General features: G+C 70.2%; 13 protein-coding genes. 10 read left to right on the forward strand and 3 right to left on the reverse strand.

Annotation, left to right across the window (positions count from 1 at the left end; all coding sequences use genetic code 11):
• The first annotated feature begins 21 nt into the window (after window positions 1-21).
• The 9 genes from ACH54P_RS42140 (at window position 22) to ACH54P_RS42180 (ending at window position 10,751) form a co-directional block, all read left to right on the forward strand.
• Window positions 22-891, forward strand: a complete 870-nt coding sequence (locus tag ACH54P_RS42140) for an SDR family NAD(P)-dependent oxidoreductase (RefSeq protein ID WP_489908891.1) — start codon at window positions 22-24, stop codon at window positions 889-891.
• 238 nt (window positions 892-1,129) lie between these two features.
• Complete coding sequence (locus tag ACH54P_RS42145) at window positions 1,130-1,918, forward strand: SDR family NAD(P)-dependent oxidoreductase (RefSeq protein WP_489908892.1); 789 nt, start codon at window positions 1,130-1,132, stop codon at window positions 1,916-1,918.
• Between the two features lie 396 nt (window positions 1,919-2,314).
• Window positions 2,315-3,655 (forward strand): FAD-dependent oxidoreductase, encoded by a 1,341-nt coding sequence (locus ACH54P_RS42150; RefSeq protein WP_489908893.1) that lies wholly within the window; start codon window positions 2,315-2,317, stop codon window positions 3,653-3,655.
• Between the two features lie 182 nt (window positions 3,656-3,837).
• Window positions 3,838-5,562 carry an amino acid adenylation domain-containing protein gene (locus ACH54P_RS42155; protein ID WP_489908894.1) on the forward strand — a complete coding sequence of 575 codons (1,725 nt, stop codon included), beginning with the start codon at window positions 3,838-3,840 and terminating at the stop codon, window positions 5,560-5,562.
• An 11-nt stretch (window positions 5,563-5,573) separates the two neighbouring features.
• A complete protein-coding gene (locus tag ACH54P_RS42160; RefSeq protein ID WP_489908895.1) occupies window positions 5,574-5,780 on the forward strand; it encodes an MbtH family protein in 207 nt (68 codons plus the stop codon).
• Window positions 5,781-5,834: 54 nt separating this feature from the next.
• The gene (gene hppD / locus ACH54P_RS42165; RefSeq protein ID WP_489908896.1) at window positions 5,835-6,887 is read left to right on the forward strand and encodes a 4-hydroxyphenylpyruvate dioxygenase; all 1,053 of its coding nucleotides are present in this window, start codon (window positions 5,835-5,837) and stop codon (window positions 6,885-6,887) included.
• A 37-nt stretch (window positions 6,888-6,924) separates the two neighbouring features.
• On the forward strand, window positions 6,925-8,289 hold the full coding sequence (locus ACH54P_RS42170) for a condensation domain-containing protein (protein WP_489908897.1): 1,365 nt from the start codon (window positions 6,925-6,927) through the stop codon (window positions 8,287-8,289).
• A gap of 103 nt (window positions 8,290-8,392) precedes the next feature.
• Entirely contained in the window at window positions 8,393-9,622 is a 1,230-nt protein-coding gene (locus ACH54P_RS42175) for an NAD(P)/FAD-dependent oxidoreductase (RefSeq protein WP_489908898.1), read from the forward strand.
• 19 nt (window positions 9,623-9,641) lie between these two features.
• Complete coding sequence (locus tag ACH54P_RS42180) at window positions 9,642-10,751, forward strand: hypothetical protein (RefSeq protein ID WP_489908899.1); 1,110 nt, start codon at window positions 9,642-9,644, stop codon at window positions 10,749-10,751.
• Window positions 10,752-11,166: 415 nt separating this feature from the next.
• On the opposite strand, the gene ACH54P_RS42185 is transcribed toward ACH54P_RS42180, so the two are convergent.
• The 3 genes from ACH54P_RS42185 to ACH54P_RS42195 form a co-directional block, all read right to left on the reverse strand.
• Window positions 11,167-12,396, reverse strand: a complete 1,230-nt coding sequence (locus ACH54P_RS42185) for a cytochrome P450 family protein (RefSeq protein WP_489908900.1) — start codon at window positions 12,394-12,396, stop codon at window positions 11,167-11,169.
• Window positions 12,397-12,525: 129 nt separating this feature from the next.
• A complete protein-coding gene (locus ACH54P_RS42190) occupies window positions 12,526-14,064 on the reverse strand; it encodes a 4-hydroxyphenylacetate 3-hydroxylase family protein (protein WP_489908901.1) in 1,539 nt (512 codons plus the stop codon).
• A gap of 20 nt (window positions 14,065-14,084) precedes the next feature.
• Window positions 14,085-14,753 (reverse strand): O-methyltransferase, encoded by a 669-nt coding sequence (locus tag ACH54P_RS42195; RefSeq protein WP_410642207.1) that lies wholly within the window; start codon window positions 14,751-14,753, stop codon window positions 14,085-14,087.
• Between the two features lie 302 nt (window positions 14,754-15,055).
• Between ACH54P_RS42195 and ACH54P_RS42200 the strand changes: the two genes are divergently transcribed.
• Window positions 15,056-16,507 (forward strand): nucleotide disphospho-sugar-binding domain-containing protein, encoded by a 1,452-nt coding sequence (locus ACH54P_RS42200; RefSeq protein ID WP_489908902.1) that lies wholly within the window; start codon window positions 15,056-15,058, stop codon window positions 16,505-16,507.
• The last annotated feature ends 46 nt before the right edge of the window (window positions 16,508-16,553 follow it).

Here is a 16,553-nt window from a genome sequence, read left to right on the forward strand (position 1 = left end):
CGATCTCCTCCGGCGGGGGCGATGAGTTTTCGCTTTCGTCTGCGTCTCAATGTCCGACAACGCGGGCAGCACAGCACGCGAAGAGACGCGAAGGAGAGAGCGATGTCGCTCGAGAAGAAGAACGCGATCGTCTACGGCGCCGGCGGTTCGATCGGTGCGGCGGTGGCCAAGGCGTTCGCCGCCGACGGCGCGCACGTGTTCCTGGTGGGCCGGACCCTCGAGAAGCTGCAGGCGGTGGCCGACGAGATCGAGGCGGCCGGCGGCTCGGCCTCGGTGGACGTGCTCGACGCGCTCGACGAGGCGGCCGTCGAGGAGCACGCCAAGACGGTGGTCGTCGAGGGCGGCAGCCTGGACGTCTCGATCAACCTGATCACCCGCGGCGACGTGCAGGGCATCCCGCTGATCGACATGAAGACGGCGGACTTCACCGGCCCGGTCATCACCGGCGTGACCACCAACTTCATCACCATGCGCGCGGCGGCCCGGCACATGGTCGAGCAGGGCTCCGGCGTCATCCTCGCGCTGGACAGCGGGTCCGCGCACGGCAGCCCGATGATGGGCGGGACCGGTTCCGCCGACGGCGCGATCGACACCCTCGTGCGCAACCTCGCCGCCGAAGTCGGCCCGGCGGGCGTGCGCGTCGCGGGCATCTGGACGGCCGGGCTGCCCGAAACGCTGTCCCCGGAGAAGCTCGCGGCCTTCAGCGGCGCGCCGCAGATGGACGACGCCGCGTTCCAGGGTCTGCTGCAGCACCTCGACGGCATGCGCATGACCAAGAAGTCGCCCACGCTCGCCCAGGTCGCGGCGACCGCGGCGTTCCTCGCCGCGCCGGAAGCGGGCGCCATCACGGGCACCTTCGTCAACGTCACGAGCGGCATCTTCCCGAGCTGAGGCTCGGCGGAGAACCCGCCGTACGGAGTAGTCAAGTCCTTCTTTCGCCTGAACCTCGATACAGCCGAGTGCAGGCGGTGAGCGCAACCCGGAAGATGCGGCCCGCGTCGCGATGGCACAACCATGTGCTCGGACAGCCGACCCGATTCCGCCCTTCGGCGGCCGGGTCGACGCGATGGCTGGGGGCCAGGCCACTTCCGTGTGCACCGTGCACGCGTGGAACAGGAAAGGAAATTCGATGTCCCTGGAGAACAAGAACGCCATCGTCTACGGAGCCGGCGGATCGATCGGCCGTGAAGTGGCGAAGGCGTTCGCCAAGGCAGGCGCCCGGGTCTACTGCGCCGGGCGCACCCGCAAGAACCTGACCCCGGTGGTCAAGGAGATCACCAACGCCGGCGGGTGGGCGAAGGCCAACGTGGTCAACGCGCTGAACGAGGCCGCGGTGGAGCGGCACGCCAAGGCGGTGGTGGCCGAGAGCGGCAGCCTGGACATCTCGATCAACCTGATCACCCGCGGCGACGTGCAGGGCACCCCGCTGGTCGACATGATCGCGGAGGACGTGACCGGGCCGGTGCTCACCGGGCTCACCACGAACTACCTCACCGCCCGGGCGGCCGCCCGGCACATGGTGGAGCAGGGCTCGGGCGTGATCCTGGGCCTGAACAGCGGCTCGGCGAACGGCAGCCCGATGATGGGTGCCACCGGCCCGGCCGACGCGGCGATGGACACGCTGTTCCGCAACCTCGCGGCCGAACTGGGCCCGGCCGGGGTCCGCGTGCTCGGCATCTGGACGGCGGGCCTGCCCGAGACCCTGTCCCCGGAGAAGCTGGCGGCGTTCAGCGGTGGCCCGCAGATGGACGACGAGGCGTTCCAGGGCCTCCTGCAGCACCTCGACGGGATGCGGATGACGAAGAAGTCCCCGACGCTCGCCGAGGTGGCGGCCACGGCAACGTTCCTGGCCTCCGACCGCGCGGGCGCGATCACGGGCACGTTCGTGAACGTCACGAGCGGCACCTTCCCGAGCTGACGGCGGGTTCTTCGCCGAAGGGGATCCTCGCTCGCGCGGGGATCCCCTTCGGCGTTTCGGCGTGCCCGGGGGTCTGGGGGCGTTCCGGCGGGGCTCGGCCCGGGCCTAGCCCCCATGAGGTTTCTCGGTTGCGGCGAAGGCGGTGTCGCCCGCGGCCCTCCATTGCGGCCAGCCAGCGGGCGTCGAGGCACCCCGACGCCACCTGGGTGCGTCTCGTGCCGACCCGCGTCCCGGATGACCGACACCGGGCGCCGCGGATTTCTTCGAGCGTTCTCCGGGCCGCCGGGCAGGCAAACCATGAGACGTCCGGCCGCCGTACGGGATGTGAGGCTGGGCACCAGGCCGCCGCGGGGGAGGCGGCCGGTCCACGAACTCTCACACCAAGGAGGCCGGCACATGGCCGGACAGGTCGGAAGCGTCGCCGTCGTCCTGGGTGGCAGCATGGCCGGCAGCCTGGCGGCCCGGGTGCTGTCGGAGTCCTACGAGGACGTCCTCGTTCTCGACCGGGACGTCCTGCTCGGGGTGACCACCCCGCGCCGGGGCACGCCGCACACCCGGCACGCGCACGGTCTGCACGCGCGCGGCCAGCGCGTTCTCGAAGACTTCTTCCCCGGCTTCACCGAGGACCTGCGCGCCGGCGGCGCCCCGGTCGGCGACCTGGGCGAGATGCGCTGGTACTTCAACGGCCTGCGGCTGCCCTACACCCACACCGGTCTCGTCTCGGTGACGCCGACCCGGCCGGTGCTGGAGAACCACGTCCGCACCCGGGTCGCCGCCATCCCGAACGTGACCTACCTGGAGCAGCACGACATCCTCGGCCTGGTGTCCACTTCGGACAACTCGCGGGTGATCGGCGTGCGGGTGCGCGACACCGAGGGCACCGAGAAGGTGCTGCGCGCCGACCTCGTGCTCGACGCCACCGGCCGCGGGTCCCGGACGCCGGCGTGGCTCGAGCAGCTCGGCTACGCGCGCCCCACCGAGGACCGCGTCAAGATCGGCCTCGCCTACACCACGCGGTTCTACCGCCGCCCGGCCGGCTCGTTCACCGACACCTGGTCGATCAACCCGGTGGCCTCGCCGCAGCACCCGCGCGGCGCCTTCTTCGGCCTGTCCGACCAGGACACCTGCATCGTGTCGCTCACCGGCATCCTCGGCGACCACCCGCCGACCGACCCGGAGGGGTTCCTCGCCTTCGCGAAGTCGCTGCCCGTGCCGGACGTCTACGACGGCATCAAGGACGCCGAGCCGCTCGACGACCCGTCGTCCTTCGGCTTCCCCGCGAGCGTCCGCCGCCGCTACGAGCACCTGGACCGGTTCCCGGCCGGCCTGCTCGTGCTCGGCGACGCGATCTGCAGCTTCAACCCGGTCTACGGCCAGGGCATGAGCGTCGCCGCCTGGGAGGCGGCCACCCTGCGCGAGCACCTGCGGGCCGGCGACGTCGACCAGTACGCCTACTTCCGCGACATCGGCCAGGTTGTCGACGCGCCGTGGGCGGTGTCCGCGAGCGGTGACCTCGCCTTCCCGGACGTCGAGGGCGAGCGCACCCCGGAGATCGAGCAGGGCAACGCCTTCATGGGCCTGCTGCAGTACGCGGCGTCGAAGGACCAGGAGATCGTCAAGTCGTTCATGCGCGTGGCCGGGCTGATCGACCCGCCGACCGCGTTGATGGACCCCGACCTGGTGCAGCGCGTGCTGGCGCACCAGCCCGCCGAGGGCGCGGCAGGCCAGGCCGCCTGAGGAACTCCGGCAGCGACAGCCGCGGCGACGGCCGCGGCTGTCGCCGCCCTGCCCGGAATACCCCGGATTCTCCTTGCCTGCCAAGGGATCCAAGCCCGCAAAGACGGAGACGTGGCCCGCCGCGCCCGTGGTTAGCGTCGGAACCGGCGCTGCAGGAATTCGAGGAAATTGGAGTGGTGATCATGGCCCGGTCCGTTCATGAGGCGTTCTCCGCGCAGGCCGCCCGAACCCCCGACGCGGTGGCGGTGTCCGGCCCGGACCGCACGCTGACGTACCGGGAACTCGACGAGCGCGCCAACCGGCTCGCCCACCGCCTCGCCGCCCTCGGCGCCGGCCCGGACGTCCCGGTCGCCGTGCTGCTCGAGCGCAGCGCCGACGTGGTCGTCACGTTCCTGGCCGCGCTCAAGGCCGGCTCCTTCTACCAGCCGATCCACTCGGCCTACCCGGCCGACCGCCGCCAGTGGATCATCGACCACTCGAAGGCCACGATCCTCGTCACGGACGAGGCGTCGAAGGGCCGCGGGATCCCGTCGGTCGCCGACGTCGTGCTGGCCTCCGAGGACCTCTCGGACCAGCCGGTCACCGCACCCGCGGTCACCCTGGACGAGAACGCCCCGGCGTACGTCATGTACACCTCGGGCTCCACGGGCGAGCCGAAGGGCGTGGCCGTGCGCCACACCGACGCGCTGGCCCTGGCGCTGGACTCCGTCTGGGACACCGGCCACCACGCCCGCGTCCTGCTGATCGCGCCGCACGCGTTCAACGTGTCGACCTACGAGATCTGGGTGCCGCTGCTGCACGGCGGCTCGGTGTTCGTCGCGCCCGAGGGCAAGCTCGACATCCCGTCCCTCGGCGCGCTGCTGGCCGAGCACGAGATCACCGGCGTGCACCTCACGGCCGGGCTGTTCCGCGTCGTGGCCGAAGAAGCGCCGGAGAGCCTCGCCGGCGTCCGCGAGGTCCTCACCGGCGGCGACGTGATCGCGCCCACCGCGGTGGCCCGCGTGCTCGAGGTCAACCCGGGCCTGGTCGTGCGCGCCATGTACGGCGCGACCGAAGGCACCGTGTTCAGCACGACCTCCGCGATCACCGCGCCCTACACCCCCGGCCCCGTGGTCCCCGTCGGCCGCGCGATGGACGGCGTCGAGCTGCACGTGCTCGACGAGCGGCTCGACCCGGTCCCCGACGGCACCGTCGGCGAGCTCTACTTCGGCGGCACCGGCGTCGCGCTCGGGTACGCCGGCCGCCCGGACCTGACCGGCGAGCGCTTCGTCGCCAGCCCCTTCGGCGCCCCGGGCTCCCGGATGTACCGCACCGGCGACCTGGTGCGCCGCACCACCGCCGGCGAGATCGAGTTCGTCGGCCGCGCCACCGACCAGGTGAAGATCCTCGGCTTCCGGGTCGAGCTCGCCGAGATCGAGGCCGCGATCGCCGGGCACCCGGGCCTGGCGGACGTCGCCGTCGTCGCCCGCGAGGTCAAGGCCGGCGACGTCCGGCTGGTCGCCTACCTGGTCGCCGAGGACGGCGAGCCGGACACCGGCGCCATCCGCGAGCGCGTCCGCGCCCGCCTGCCCGAGTACATGCTGCCCGCCGCGTTCGTCGTCGTCGAGCGGCTGCCGCTGACGGCCAACGGCAAGCTCGACCGCGCCGCCCTGCCGCAGCCGGAGTTCGAGACCGCGGGCGCGTCCCGCGCGCCGAGCGGCCCCAAGGAGGAGGCGCTCTGCCGCGCGTTCTCGGAGGTGCTCGGCGTCGAAGAGGTCGGCGTCGACGACAGCTTCTTCGACCTGGGCGGCCACTCGCTGCTGGCGATGCGGCTGCTCAACCGGATCCGCGCCGAGCTGGGCGTGGAACTGAAGATCAACACGCTCTTCGACACTCCGACCGTGGCCGGCCTGGCCCAGGTGCTCTGAGGGAGACCGAGATGACCAACCCCTTCGACGACCCGGACAAGAACTACACCGTCCTGGTGAACGCCGCGGGCGAGCACTCGCTGTGGGCGTCCGGCATCCCGGTCCCGGCGGGCTGGGAGGTCGTGCACGGCCCGCGCGGCCGCGTGTCCTGCCTGGACTACATCGCCGAGAACTGGCGCGACCTGCGGCCGAACCCGGCCGCCCACCGCGCCGCCTGACTCCCGGACGCCGCCCACCGCGCACATCCCGGAACAGAGGAAAGAAGGTTTCCCATGGCCACCCCGAATCCGTCGGTCCTCGACGGCCTCGAGCTGGACTACGTCCGTTTCTACGTCGGCAGCCTCGACACGGCACGGAACTGGCTGGTGCGCGGGTACGGGCTCGGCGAGCGGCCGCTGGGTGACGCCGGGCCGGACTGGGCCGCGGTCCGCTCGATCGAGATCGGCGCCAACGACGTCCGGTTCGTCTTCAGCGAGCCCCTGGTCGAAGACCACCCGGGCACGGCCTACGTCGACCACCACGGCGACGGCGTCTCGGACATCGCGCTGCGGGTGAGCGACGCGACGGCGGCCTTCGAGGCGGCCGTCGCCCGCGGCGCCCGCCCGGTCGCCCGGCCGAGCACCGCCGGCGGCGTCGTCACGGCCAGCATCATGGGCTTCGGCGACACGCTGCACACCTTCGTCGAGTACCCGGCCGGGCCGCCGGCGCCGATCGCGGCGAACGCCGAGGAACCCGGCGCCCTGCTGGAGATCGACCACTTCGCGGTGTGCGTGGAGAGCGGCCACCTCGACGCCACGGTGGACTTCTACCGGGACGTGCTGAACTTCGAGCTGATCTTCGACGAGACCATCGCGGTCGGCGCGCAGGCGATGACCACGAAGGTGGTGCAGAGCAAGTCCGGCAGCGTCACGTTCACCCTGATCGAGCCGGACACCTCGAAGGAGCCCGGCCACATCGACGACTTCCTCAAGGACCACGGCGGCGCGGGCGTGCAGCACATCGCCTTCTCCACCAACGGGATCATCGAGGCGGTCGACCTGCTGCGCGACCGGGGCGTCGAGTTCATGGGCACCCCCGACTCCTACTACGCGGACCTGCTGCAGCGCGTGGCGCCGGAGCAGTACTCGGTGGCGAACCTGCGCGACCAGCAGGTGCTCGTCGACGAGGACCACGACGGCCAGCTGTACCAGATCTTCGCCCGGTCCGTGCACCCCCGGAACACGATCTTCCTGGAGCTGATCGAGCGGCTCGGGGCCCGCGGGTTCGGCAGCGGCAACATCACCGCGCTGTACCAGGCCGCCGAGCGGCAGCGCGACCACTCCTGACCCCCGCCCGCTCGCGCCGTTACGAAGGGAACCCGCGATGAGCATCTCCGAGGCCGGCGCCACGGCCGGCCGCTACCCGCTGTCGGCCAACCTCGGTCTGCTGTGCATCTTCGACAAGGGTGAGACGGACGGCGCGTTCGGGCCGCGGCACCTGGTGATCCACGGCTGGCGGGTGCGCGGCGAGCTGGACCTGGCCGCGCTGCGGGGCGCGCTCGACGACGTCGTCGAACGGCACGAGATCCTGCGCACGGAAATCGTCCGCGACGGGGGCGAGCAGTACCAGCGCGTGCACCCGCCCTGCTCGCCCGAGCTGGTGCTGCACGACATCACCGACGACGGACGGCCGCGCGACGAGCAGGTCGACGACTTCGTCAACTCGGTCGAGGCGGGCCGGCTCGGGGCCGACGCGCTGCCGCACCTGCGGGCCGAGCTGGGCCGCTTCGACGAGCGGGACGGGGTGCTGGTGCTCATCGTGCACCACACCGCCGGCGACGGCTGGTCGTTGCACGTGCTGATCCACGAACTGGCCGTCAGCTACGCGCGGCGCCGCGGGTTCGACGTGCCTGCGCTGCCGGAGGCCCGCCAGTACGGGGAGTTCTCCGTGTGGCAGATCGACGACCTGGCCAGCGCCCAGTCCCAGGCGTCGCGCGAGTACTGGGGCGGCAAGCTGCGCGGCGGGCGCATGCTCGACATCAAGGCCGACCGCACGCTCGCGCCCGACACCGCGGCCGTCTACGCGGTGGAGCGGTTCCTGCTCGACGCCGAGCTGACCCGCGGCACGATGGAGCTCGCGCGGGTGATGCACTGCTCGCCGTTCATGGTCCTGCTGGCCGCCTTCAACGCGCTGCTGGCGCGGATGTCGGGGGCCACCGACCTGGTCGTGCCGATCATCACCTCCGGCCGCACCGACCAGTCGTTCCTCGAAACCGTCGGGCCGTTCTTCAACCTGGTCCCGCTCCGGACCGACATCGAGGGCTGCCGCACCTTCTCCGAGCTGGTGCTGCGGATCCGGGCCACCTGCCTGGAGGCCTACGCGCACGAACTGCCGTTCAGCGAGGTTGTCGCGCAGGCGCCGGAGATCAACAAGACCTACGAGCGGGACGACAACGCCGTCTGCGCGATCCAGGTGCTGCAGTTCCCGGGCATGACCGACGCCGAGACCGTCGGCGACGTCGAGTACGCCGAGGTCCGCAAGCGCACCAAGGCGTGCCAGGACACCTCGGACATCCCCAACGGGGTGCTGTGGGCGCTCGACATCCTGGCCGACGGCGAGATCGCCGGCACCGCGCGCTACAACACCGAGCAGTTCGACCGGGAGACGACGATCCGGATGATCGAGGACTACCGCGGGATCCTCGCCTCCGGCCTGGCCGACCCCAACCGTCCACTGTGGGCACTCTGACGCACTGTGTCTTCCGGGGCCGAGCCCCGGACCCCAGCCGGGGGCAAGCCCCCTGGACCCCCGAATGCATCAGCAGCGGCGATCTCGAGGAGGAAGGGCGCACATGAGCGCAACTGAAGAGGATTACGACGTCGTCGTCATCGGCGGGGGACCGGGTGGCGCGGCGACGGCCGGGCTGCTGGCCGGCATGGGGCACAAGGTGCTGGTGCTCGAGCGCGAGAAGTTCCCGCGCTACCACATCGGCGAGTCCCTGATCACCGGTGCCCTGCCCACTTTGGACGACCTGGGGCTGATCAAGCGCCTGGACGCCATGGGCTTCACCAAGAAGTACGGCGGCACCCTGCTGTGGGGCAAGAACCAGGGCACCTGGGGCTTCCGGTTCACCGAGTCGGCCCTCTACGACTACGCCTACCAGGTCCGCCGCGCCGACTTCGACGCGCTGGTCCTGGGCCGGGCCCGTGAGCTGGGCGCGAAGGTGCTCGAAGAGGTCACCGTCCGCGAGCCGCTCTTCGACGGCGAGCGCATGGTCGGCGTCTCCTACGCCGAGAAGGGCAGCAAGGAGACGAAGGAGGCGCACGCGAAGTTCGTGATCGACGCCTCGGGCCAGACCCACATGCTGGCCAAGCACTTCGACTCCGTCGTCTGGCACGACGACCTGCGCAACATCGCCACCTGGACGTACTGGCAGGGCTGCAACCTCTACAGCGGCACCAAGGCCGGCGACATCATCTCGGAGAACCGCCCCACCGGCTGGTTCTGGTTCATCCCGCTCCACGACGGCACGGTCAGCGTCGGCTACGTGACGCCGCTGGAGGAGTACCAGAAGTCCGGCAAGTCGCTGGAGGAGCTGTACTTCGAGGAGCTCGGCAAGACCGAAGAGGTCAGCACCCTGGTCAAGGGCGCGACGCGGGCGAGCGGGTTCCGCAACATCAAGGACTGGTCCTACACCGCCGAGCGCTTCCACGGCCCGGGCTGGGCGCTGGTCGGCGACGCCGCCGCGTTCGTCGACCCGCTGCTGTCCACCGGCGTCACGCTGGCGCTGCGCGGGGCGCGGGCACTGGCCGACGCGATCGACGGGGTGCTGCACGACCCGTCGGTCGAGGACGAGCTGCTCGGCCTGTACGAGGAGAGCTACCGGACCTTCCTCGACTCCGTCCTGGACTTCGTGCGGTTCTTCTACGACCGCACGAAGAACAAGGAGGACTACTGGGACAAGGCCCAGGAGCAGATCGACCCGCAGAAGCTGCGTCCGCGCGAGACGGACTTCGCGACCATGCTTTCGGGCCTGACCGGGATCAACGACATCTTCCAGCAGCGCCGGCGCGCGGCGTAGCGGCTTAGGAGAGCACGAAATGACCGAACACGAGATCCTCGCGCCGCAGGGGAGAGGTCTCACCTACCGCGGGGTCGCCTACGACTGCGGGTCCAACCACGAGACGGGCCAGGGCCACAACTCGCGCATGGTGTGGAACGACGACATCATGCGCACCGAGATCGACTCGATCGCCGACGGGCTCAAGGCCAACTCGGTGACGATCTACGGCACCCTGTTCGACCGCCTCGAAGCCACCACGGCCCACGCGGTCGAGCGCGGCCTGCACGTGTGGCTGCAGCCGCGGCTGATGGACGGCGAGCAGCCGGACGTGCTGGAGCACATCGCCGAGACCGCCCGCCTCGGCGAGAAGTTCCGCAAGCAGGGCGCGGACATCCACGTCAGCGTCGGGTGCACGCACGCGATCCAGACCATGGGGATCATGCCGGGCGAGTTCTACCACAACCGGATGGGCAACGCGTTCCCCGACTCCGACCACCACTTCCTGCGCCCGGTCGGCCCGATCGACCACGACGACGTCGAGCTGAAGCTCAACGCGTTCCTGGGCCAGGCGGTCAAGGTTGCGCGGGCGAACTTCACCGGTGGCATCACCTACTCGGCCGGCTCGTTCGAGCGGGTCGACTGGACGCCGTTCGACTACATCGGCATCACGGACTACTTCCACGCGAAGCCGAGCCGTTCCGCGTACATCGCCGAACTGGACGCGTACCGCAAGTGGGGCAAGCCGATCATGATCGCCGAGTACGGCACCTTCACGTACGCGGGCGCGTCGGAGAAGGGCCTGCTGGGCTTCGACATCGTGGACCGCACGGTCGAGCCGCCGCGTGTGTTCGACGGCTTCGTCCGCGACGAGCAGGCCCAGGCCGACTTCCACCTGGACCGGCTGCGCCTGTACGACGAGTTCGGGATCTACAGCGTCGCGGTGACGGAGTTCGTCCACCCGACGCACCCGCACTCCGACGACCCGCAGTGGGACCTGGACACGGCGAGCATGACGATCACGAAGACCATCCGCGACGACTACTTCGACCACTTCTCGACCTACCGGATCGAGCCGAAGGAGTCGTACAAGGCGATCGCCCGCTACTACGAGGCGGTCACCGAGCGGGAACGCCGCGCCGCGGCCTGACCTGGGGGCACACCGGAGCCGCCTCGCGCCACCCGCGCGAGGCGGCTCTTCTTCGTGTCGTCCTTCCGGGTACGCGTGTCGTCCGTCCCGGCGCACGAAAGGAGCCCCGGGGCCGGCGAACGGACCCGGGGCTCGGGGGCAGCAAACCTAGGCCGCCGCGGCGGAGGAGGCATTCGTGAAGCGGGAACGCCGCGCGCGGCCTGACCTGGGGGCACACCGGAGCCGCCTCGCGCCACCCGCGCGAGGCGGCTCTTCTTCGTGTCGTCCTTTCGGGTACGCGTGTCGTCCCTCCGGGTACGCGTGTCGTCCGTCCGGGTACGCGAGTCGTCCGTCCAGGTACGCGAGCCGTCCGTCCCGGCGCACGAAAGAGCCCCGGGGCCGGCGAACCGGACCCGGGGCTCGGGGAGCAACGAACCTAAGCCGCCGCGGCGGAGGAGGCCTCCGTGAAGCGGATCGGGAGCTCGTTGAGGCGGTGGACGAAGTAGCTGGGCTTCCAGCCGAGGTCGCCCTCCGGGATCGCCAGCTGGATGTCCGAGAACCGGGCCAGCAGGCTCTTGAAGAAGATCTCGCCCTCCAGCCGGGCCAGCGGCGCGCCGAGGCAGAAGTGGATGCCGTGGCTGAACGCCAGGTGCGGCGTCTGGCGCTCCAGGTCGAACTTGCCGGGCTCCGGGAAGTCGCGGGCGTCGTAGTTCGTCGCCGTCAAGGAGATGGCCACGTGCTCGCCCGGCTGCACGACGACGTCGCCGATGGTGACCTCGGCCTTGGCGAAGTGGTAGGTCACCGTGACCACCGGCGGGTCGACGCGCAGGATCTCTTCGATCGCCTTCGGCACCAGGTCCGGGTTGGCCCGCAGCGCGGCCAGCTGCTCCGGGTTGCGCAGCAGCGCGAGGATGCCGTTGGCGATCATGTTGACCGCCGTTTCGACCGAGCCGATCAGCATCAGGAAGATGTTGGACCGCAGCTCGATGTCCGACAGGGTCGCGTTGCCCTCCTGGCCGGACAGGATCGCCGAGATCATGTCCTCGCCGCCGGTCTCCTTGCGCTGGGAGATCAGCTTCGTCAGGTAGTCGTCGAACCAGCGGCCGGCCTGGAAGATGTCGTTCTGGTCGGTGACCTCGCCGAGCCCGGTGACGATCCCGCAGTACTCGCGGAACTCCGCGCGGTCCGACATGGGGACGCCGAACCACTCGCAGATGACCTCGTTGGGCAGCGGGATGGCGAGGTCCTCGACGACCTCCGCGGTGCCGGCGGCGGCGATGCCGTCGAGCAGGCGGTCGGTGATCTCCTGCACCCGCGGGCGCAGGTTCTCCATGTACCGCGGGGTGAACGCCTGCGACACGAGCTTCTTCATCCGCGTGTGGTCCGGCCGGTCGTTGAAGACCATGGAGTGGCGGAAGAAGTCGTCGTTGTAGAGCGCCAGGTACGGCTTGAGCGTCGGGTCGGCGACCTTGTCGCTGCGCGCCAGGCGGGGGTCGGACAGCGCGCGCCGCGCTTCGCGGTAGCCGGTGACGAGCCACGCCGGCATGCCGTCGGGCATCGACACCTTGTGGATCGGGCTGTCGGTGCCGAGCTTGGCGAGCAGCTGCGGCGGGTTGGTCAGTTCCGTCGCCTCGAGCGGCACGCGAGGGGCGTCTTCTGCGGACATCACTCACTCCTAAAGTTCTTCTCGGCCGAACCGCCGCGGTACCCCAGGACGGCCGCGGTCACCGGCCCTCGTTCCCCGGCTTCATCTTCGTTGCGTCCCCGGCCACGGACACCTCGCGTCTTGCCCACTTCACCGGTGCATGTCCGGCACGGTCCAGCCGTCGAGGTCGTACTCGTTGAGGCAGGTGTCGACGAACCGCTTGTAGTCGTCGACCTGCCCGGAGGCGACCTGGCCGAACAGCAGCTCGATGCGGGTGTTCTCGTGGCTGCCGGCGTAGTTGCGCTCGTAGAGCTCGTGCCGGCCGCCGAACTCCGTGCCGACCGCGTCCCACAGCAGCTTCATCACCTTGACGCGGGTTTCGGCGTCGATGCCGTTCGAGCCGCGGACGTAGGTGTCGAGGTAGGAGCGGATCTCGGTGTTCTTGAAGTCCTCGGCGCTGGAGTTGATGTAGATCAGCGCGCTCGCGACGTCCTGCAGCACGATTTCGCGGATCCGCGCGTAGCCGACCTGCGTGAACCAGCGGTAGGCCTGGCCGTACGCCGGGTTCGGCAGCAGCGCGCCGTCGCGCCACGGCACCGGGTTGCGCGCCGCGGCGTCCGAGAGGCCCCAGAACAGGTTGCGCCACGCGAGAACTTCGCCGAGCCGGGTCTGCACGCCGCGGAAGTCCTCGGTGCCGGTGATCTCGAGCGCCTTGGCGAGCAGGCCCGCGATGAACTCCAGCTTGACCGCCAGGCGCGTGCAGCCCTGGAAGGTGGAGCGCTCGATGAACCCGGACTGCCCGGTGAACGTCTGCACCTTGCCGAGGTCCCCGTAGATGAAGACGTTCTCCCACGGGATGAGGACCTTGTCCAGCACCAGGATCGTGTCGTTCTCGTCCAGCCGCGAGGACAGCGGGTAGTCGAACGGCGAGCCGACCGCGTTCGCCATCGCCGTGTACGACGGGCGGCAGATCAGCTTCATCCCCTTGGCGTCCATGGGGATCGTCGCCACGAGCGCGAACTCGCGGCGCTTGATCGGCAGGCCGTAGTGGGCGATGAAGTTGTAGTGCGTCAGCGCCGACCCAGTCGCGACGACCTTGGCGCCGCTGACGATCAGGCCCGAGTCCGTTTCCTTTTCCACGTGCACGAACACGTCGCGGACCTCGTCCGGCGGCCGCTTGCGGTCGACCGGCGGGTGCACGAGCGCGTGGTTCCAGTACAGGACCTTCTCCTGCGACTCCTTGTACCAGCGCTTGGCGTTCTCCTCGAACGGCGCGTAGAACTCGGAGTTCGCGCCGAGCGTGCCGAGGAAGGACGCCTTGTAGTCCGGGCTGCGGCCCATCCAGCCGTAGCTCATCCGCGCCCAGGTCGCGATCGCCTTCTGGTCGGCGACCATGTCCTCGACGCTGTGCGGCGTGCGGAAGAACCGGTGGGTGTACCCGCCGCTGCCGGTGTCGGTCGGCGCGGTGAGCACGTCCTTGTACTTCGGGTCGTGCAGCGCGTCGTACAGGCGAGCGGTCATCCGGATCGGGTTGCGGAACGCCGGGTGTTCGGTGACGTCCTTGACGCGCTCGCCGTTGATGTAGACCTCGCGGTTGTCGCGCAGGCTCTCGATGTACTCGGCACCGTTCAGCGGCCGGGCCGGACGGTTCTCCGCGGCCGGGCCGGGGCCGTCCGGTTGTTCGCTCATGGCCACTTCCCCCTGTCCGTTCACTTCTTGCGGGCGAGCGTGACGCCGTCGGCGATGGGCAGCATCACGGTTTCGAACCGCTCGTCCACGGCGAGCTTGGCGTTGACCCCGGCGACGACTTCGGCGGCGTAGCGCGGAAGGTCCTCCTCGACGTCTTCGGGTGCCGCGACACTGCCGTGCAGCAGCACGTTGTCGAGGATCAGCAGGCCACCCGAGCGCAGCATCGGCGTCACCGCGTCGATGTAGTACGGGTAGGACGTCTTGTCGGCGTCGATGAACACCAGGTCCGCTTCGCCTTCGCCGACCAGGCCGGGCAGCGTTTTGCGGCCGGGACCGAGCTTGAACTCGATCCGGTCGGCGACGCCGGCCATCTCCCAGTGCTTGCGGGCGATGCCGACCCAGTCCTCGGTGACGTCGCAGGTGATCACGCGGCCGCCGGGGGCGAGCCCGCGCGCGAAGGCCAAAGAGGACAGTCCGGTGAACGTCCCGACGTCGACGACCGTCTTCGGCGCGACCAGCTTCGCGATCAGGTGCAGGAAGCCGGCCTGTTCGATCGGCGTCAGCATCTCGGCGAGCTCGCCGACCTTCGCGGTGTCCTCGATCAGGCTGCTGACCACCGCGTCGGGTGGCGTGCACGAACTGACCACGTAGGCGATCGTCTTCTCGTCCAGGAAACTGAACGTACTCATGCGTCCTCCACGACGGCGCGCGATCCGGCCGGATTCCGGTGGGCAGACGCCAAGTATCGGCGTGGTGCGGGGGCACTGCGTCTCCTCGTTTGCACAGCGCACGGGCCCACCGCACGGCGGGAGATGCGCTGCCGCGGCCCGGGCGACGATCCTCGCTGTAGTCAGGATTTTCGCGCCGGAACCGGCGTCGCGTGTGCCGCCGGCACGGTGTCCCGCCGCTCGTGCGGACCGCGGCTCCAGCCGGGCCGGGTGCGCCTGACCCCCACCGGCGACGACACCTCATCCGGAGTCGAGGAGATTCGATGCGAGTCCTGTTCACCGTCTATCCGAACTCACTGGCGCACCTCTACCCGGTGGTCCCGCTGGCGTGGGCGTTGCAGAGCGCCGGTCACGAGGTCCGCATCGCCGCGCACCACAGCTCGGCGGACCTGATCGTCAAGACGGGCCTGACGCCGGTCCTGCTCGGCGACCCGGACCAGCCGCCCGTGCGGCTCACCGACGACTGCGCCCCGCCGCACCACCAGGACATCGTGAACCGCTACGCCGACGTGATGGGCCTGTCGCCCGAGGGTCGCGAGCACTGGATCGTGTTCTACCAGTGGCTGATGCAGCCGACGTCGGACTACGTGCGGCTCGACCGTTCCGAGGCCGAGGACCTGATCGAGTTCGCGAAGGCCTGGCAGCCGGACCTGATCTCGTGGGACGCCACCATCCCGGCGGCCGCGGTCGCGGCGAAGGTCTGCGGCGCGGCGCACACGCGGCTGCTGATCGGGCACGACATGTTCGGCTGGAGCCTCGACCGGCTGGCCGAGAACGAGTCCGCCCTCCGTGCGGCCGGCCTCGACCCGAACCCGCTGGCCACGCTGATCCGGCCGCTGGCCCAGAAGTACGGCTACGAGGTCGACGACGAGCTGCTCGTCGGGCAGTGGAGCATCGAGACGATGCTGGAGGGCCTGCGGCTGCCGACGAGCACCAAGAAGCTGCCGATGCGGCACGTCCCGTACGTCGACCCGGAGCCGTTCCCGAAGTGGCTCTACCAGCGCCCCGAGGCGACGCGCTGTGAGTGCTGCGGCCGCAAGAACCGCCGCCGCGTCGCGCTGTCGCTGGGGGAGTCCACCCGCCGGTTCATCAAGGGCGACTGGGACCGCGCGCCGAAGATCCTCAAGGCCCTCGGGGAGCTCGACGACCTCGAGATCGTGGCGACGCTCGACAAGGCGCAGCTGGCCGACGTCGAGGAGATCCCGCCGAACGTCAAGGTCATCGACTGGGTCAACCTGCCGCACCTGCTCCCGACGTGCTCGGCCCTGATCCACCACGGCGGCATCGGCACGTACTCCTCGGCGGTGGCGCACAAGGTCCCGCAGCTGGTCTGCGACGTCGAGGGCGTGTCACTGCTCATGCGCCTGGTCGAGGACGGCGACGTGAACAAGACCGGCACCTACCGCCTCGGCTGGGAGTTCGACGAGCGCGAAGAGGGCGAGCCCGACGCGGCCACCTCGCACTGGGAGCTGCCGGCCAAGAAGGTCGAGTCCACCGTGGTGTCGGACTTCGTCATCTCGACCGGCGCCGGCGTCCGCCTCGACCACCGTGCCAAGACGGTCGAGGAGATCCGCGACCTGGTCTGGAACGTGGCCACGGACCGCAACTACCGCCACGCGGCCGAGGCCCTGCACGACGACTGGCTGGCGATGCCGTCGCCCAGCGACGTGATCCCGGACCTGGAGAAGCTGGTCGTCCAGCACCGGCGCCGCTGATCCGTCAGGCAGTGGGAAAGCCGCCACCCTGTTCGGGTGGCGGCTT

Source organism: Amycolatopsis sp. N2S4-7 (genome assembly GCF_058119595.1).

Bases quoted from the DNA above. Each gene is read 5' to 3' on its own strand.
- ACH54P_RS42180 (WP_489908899.1), top strand. From the start codon at position 9,642: ATGACCGAACACGAGATCCTCGCGCCGCAGGGGAGAGGTCTCACCTAC.
- ACH54P_RS42150 (WP_489908893.1), top strand. From the start codon at position 2,315: ATGGCCGGACAGGTCGGAAGCGTCGCCGTCGTCCTGGGTGGCAGCATG.
- ACH54P_RS42160 (WP_489908895.1), top strand. From the start codon at position 5,574: ATGACCAACCCCTTCGACGACCCGGACAAGAACTACACCGTCCTGGTG.
- ACH54P_RS42155 (WP_489908894.1), top strand. From the start codon at position 3,838: ATGGCCCGGTCCGTTCATGAGGCGTTCTCCGCGCAGGCCGCCCGAACC.
- ACH54P_RS42145 (WP_489908892.1), top strand. From the start codon at position 1,130: ATGTCCCTGGAGAACAAGAACGCCATCGTCTACGGAGCCGGCGGATCG.
- ACH54P_RS42170 (WP_489908897.1), top strand. From the start codon at position 6,925: ATGAGCATCTCCGAGGCCGGCGCCACGGCCGGCCGCTACCCGCTGTCG.
- ACH54P_RS42185 (WP_489908900.1), bottom strand. From the start codon at position 12,396: ATGTCCGCAGAAGACGCCCCTCGCGTGCCGCTCGAGGCGACGGAACTG.
- hppD (WP_489908896.1), top strand. From the start codon at position 5,835: ATGGCCACCCCGAATCCGTCGGTCCTCGACGGCCTCGAGCTGGACTAC.
- ACH54P_RS42175 (WP_489908898.1), top strand. From the start codon at position 8,393: ATGAGCGCAACTGAAGAGGATTACGACGTCGTCGTCATCGGCGGGGGA.
- ACH54P_RS42200 (WP_489908902.1), top strand. From the start codon at position 15,056: ATGCGAGTCCTGTTCACCGTCTATCCGAACTCACTGGCGCACCTCTAC.
- ACH54P_RS42190 (WP_489908901.1), bottom strand. From the start codon at position 14,064: ATGAGCGAACAACCGGACGGCCCCGGCCCGGCCGCGGAGAACCGTCCG.
- ACH54P_RS42140 (WP_489908891.1), top strand. From the start codon at position 22: ATGAGTTTTCGCTTTCGTCTGCGTCTCAATGTCCGACAACGCGGGCAG.
- ACH54P_RS42195 (WP_410642207.1), bottom strand. From the start codon at position 14,753: ATGAGTACGTTCAGTTTCCTGGACGAGAAGACGATCGCCTACGTGGTC.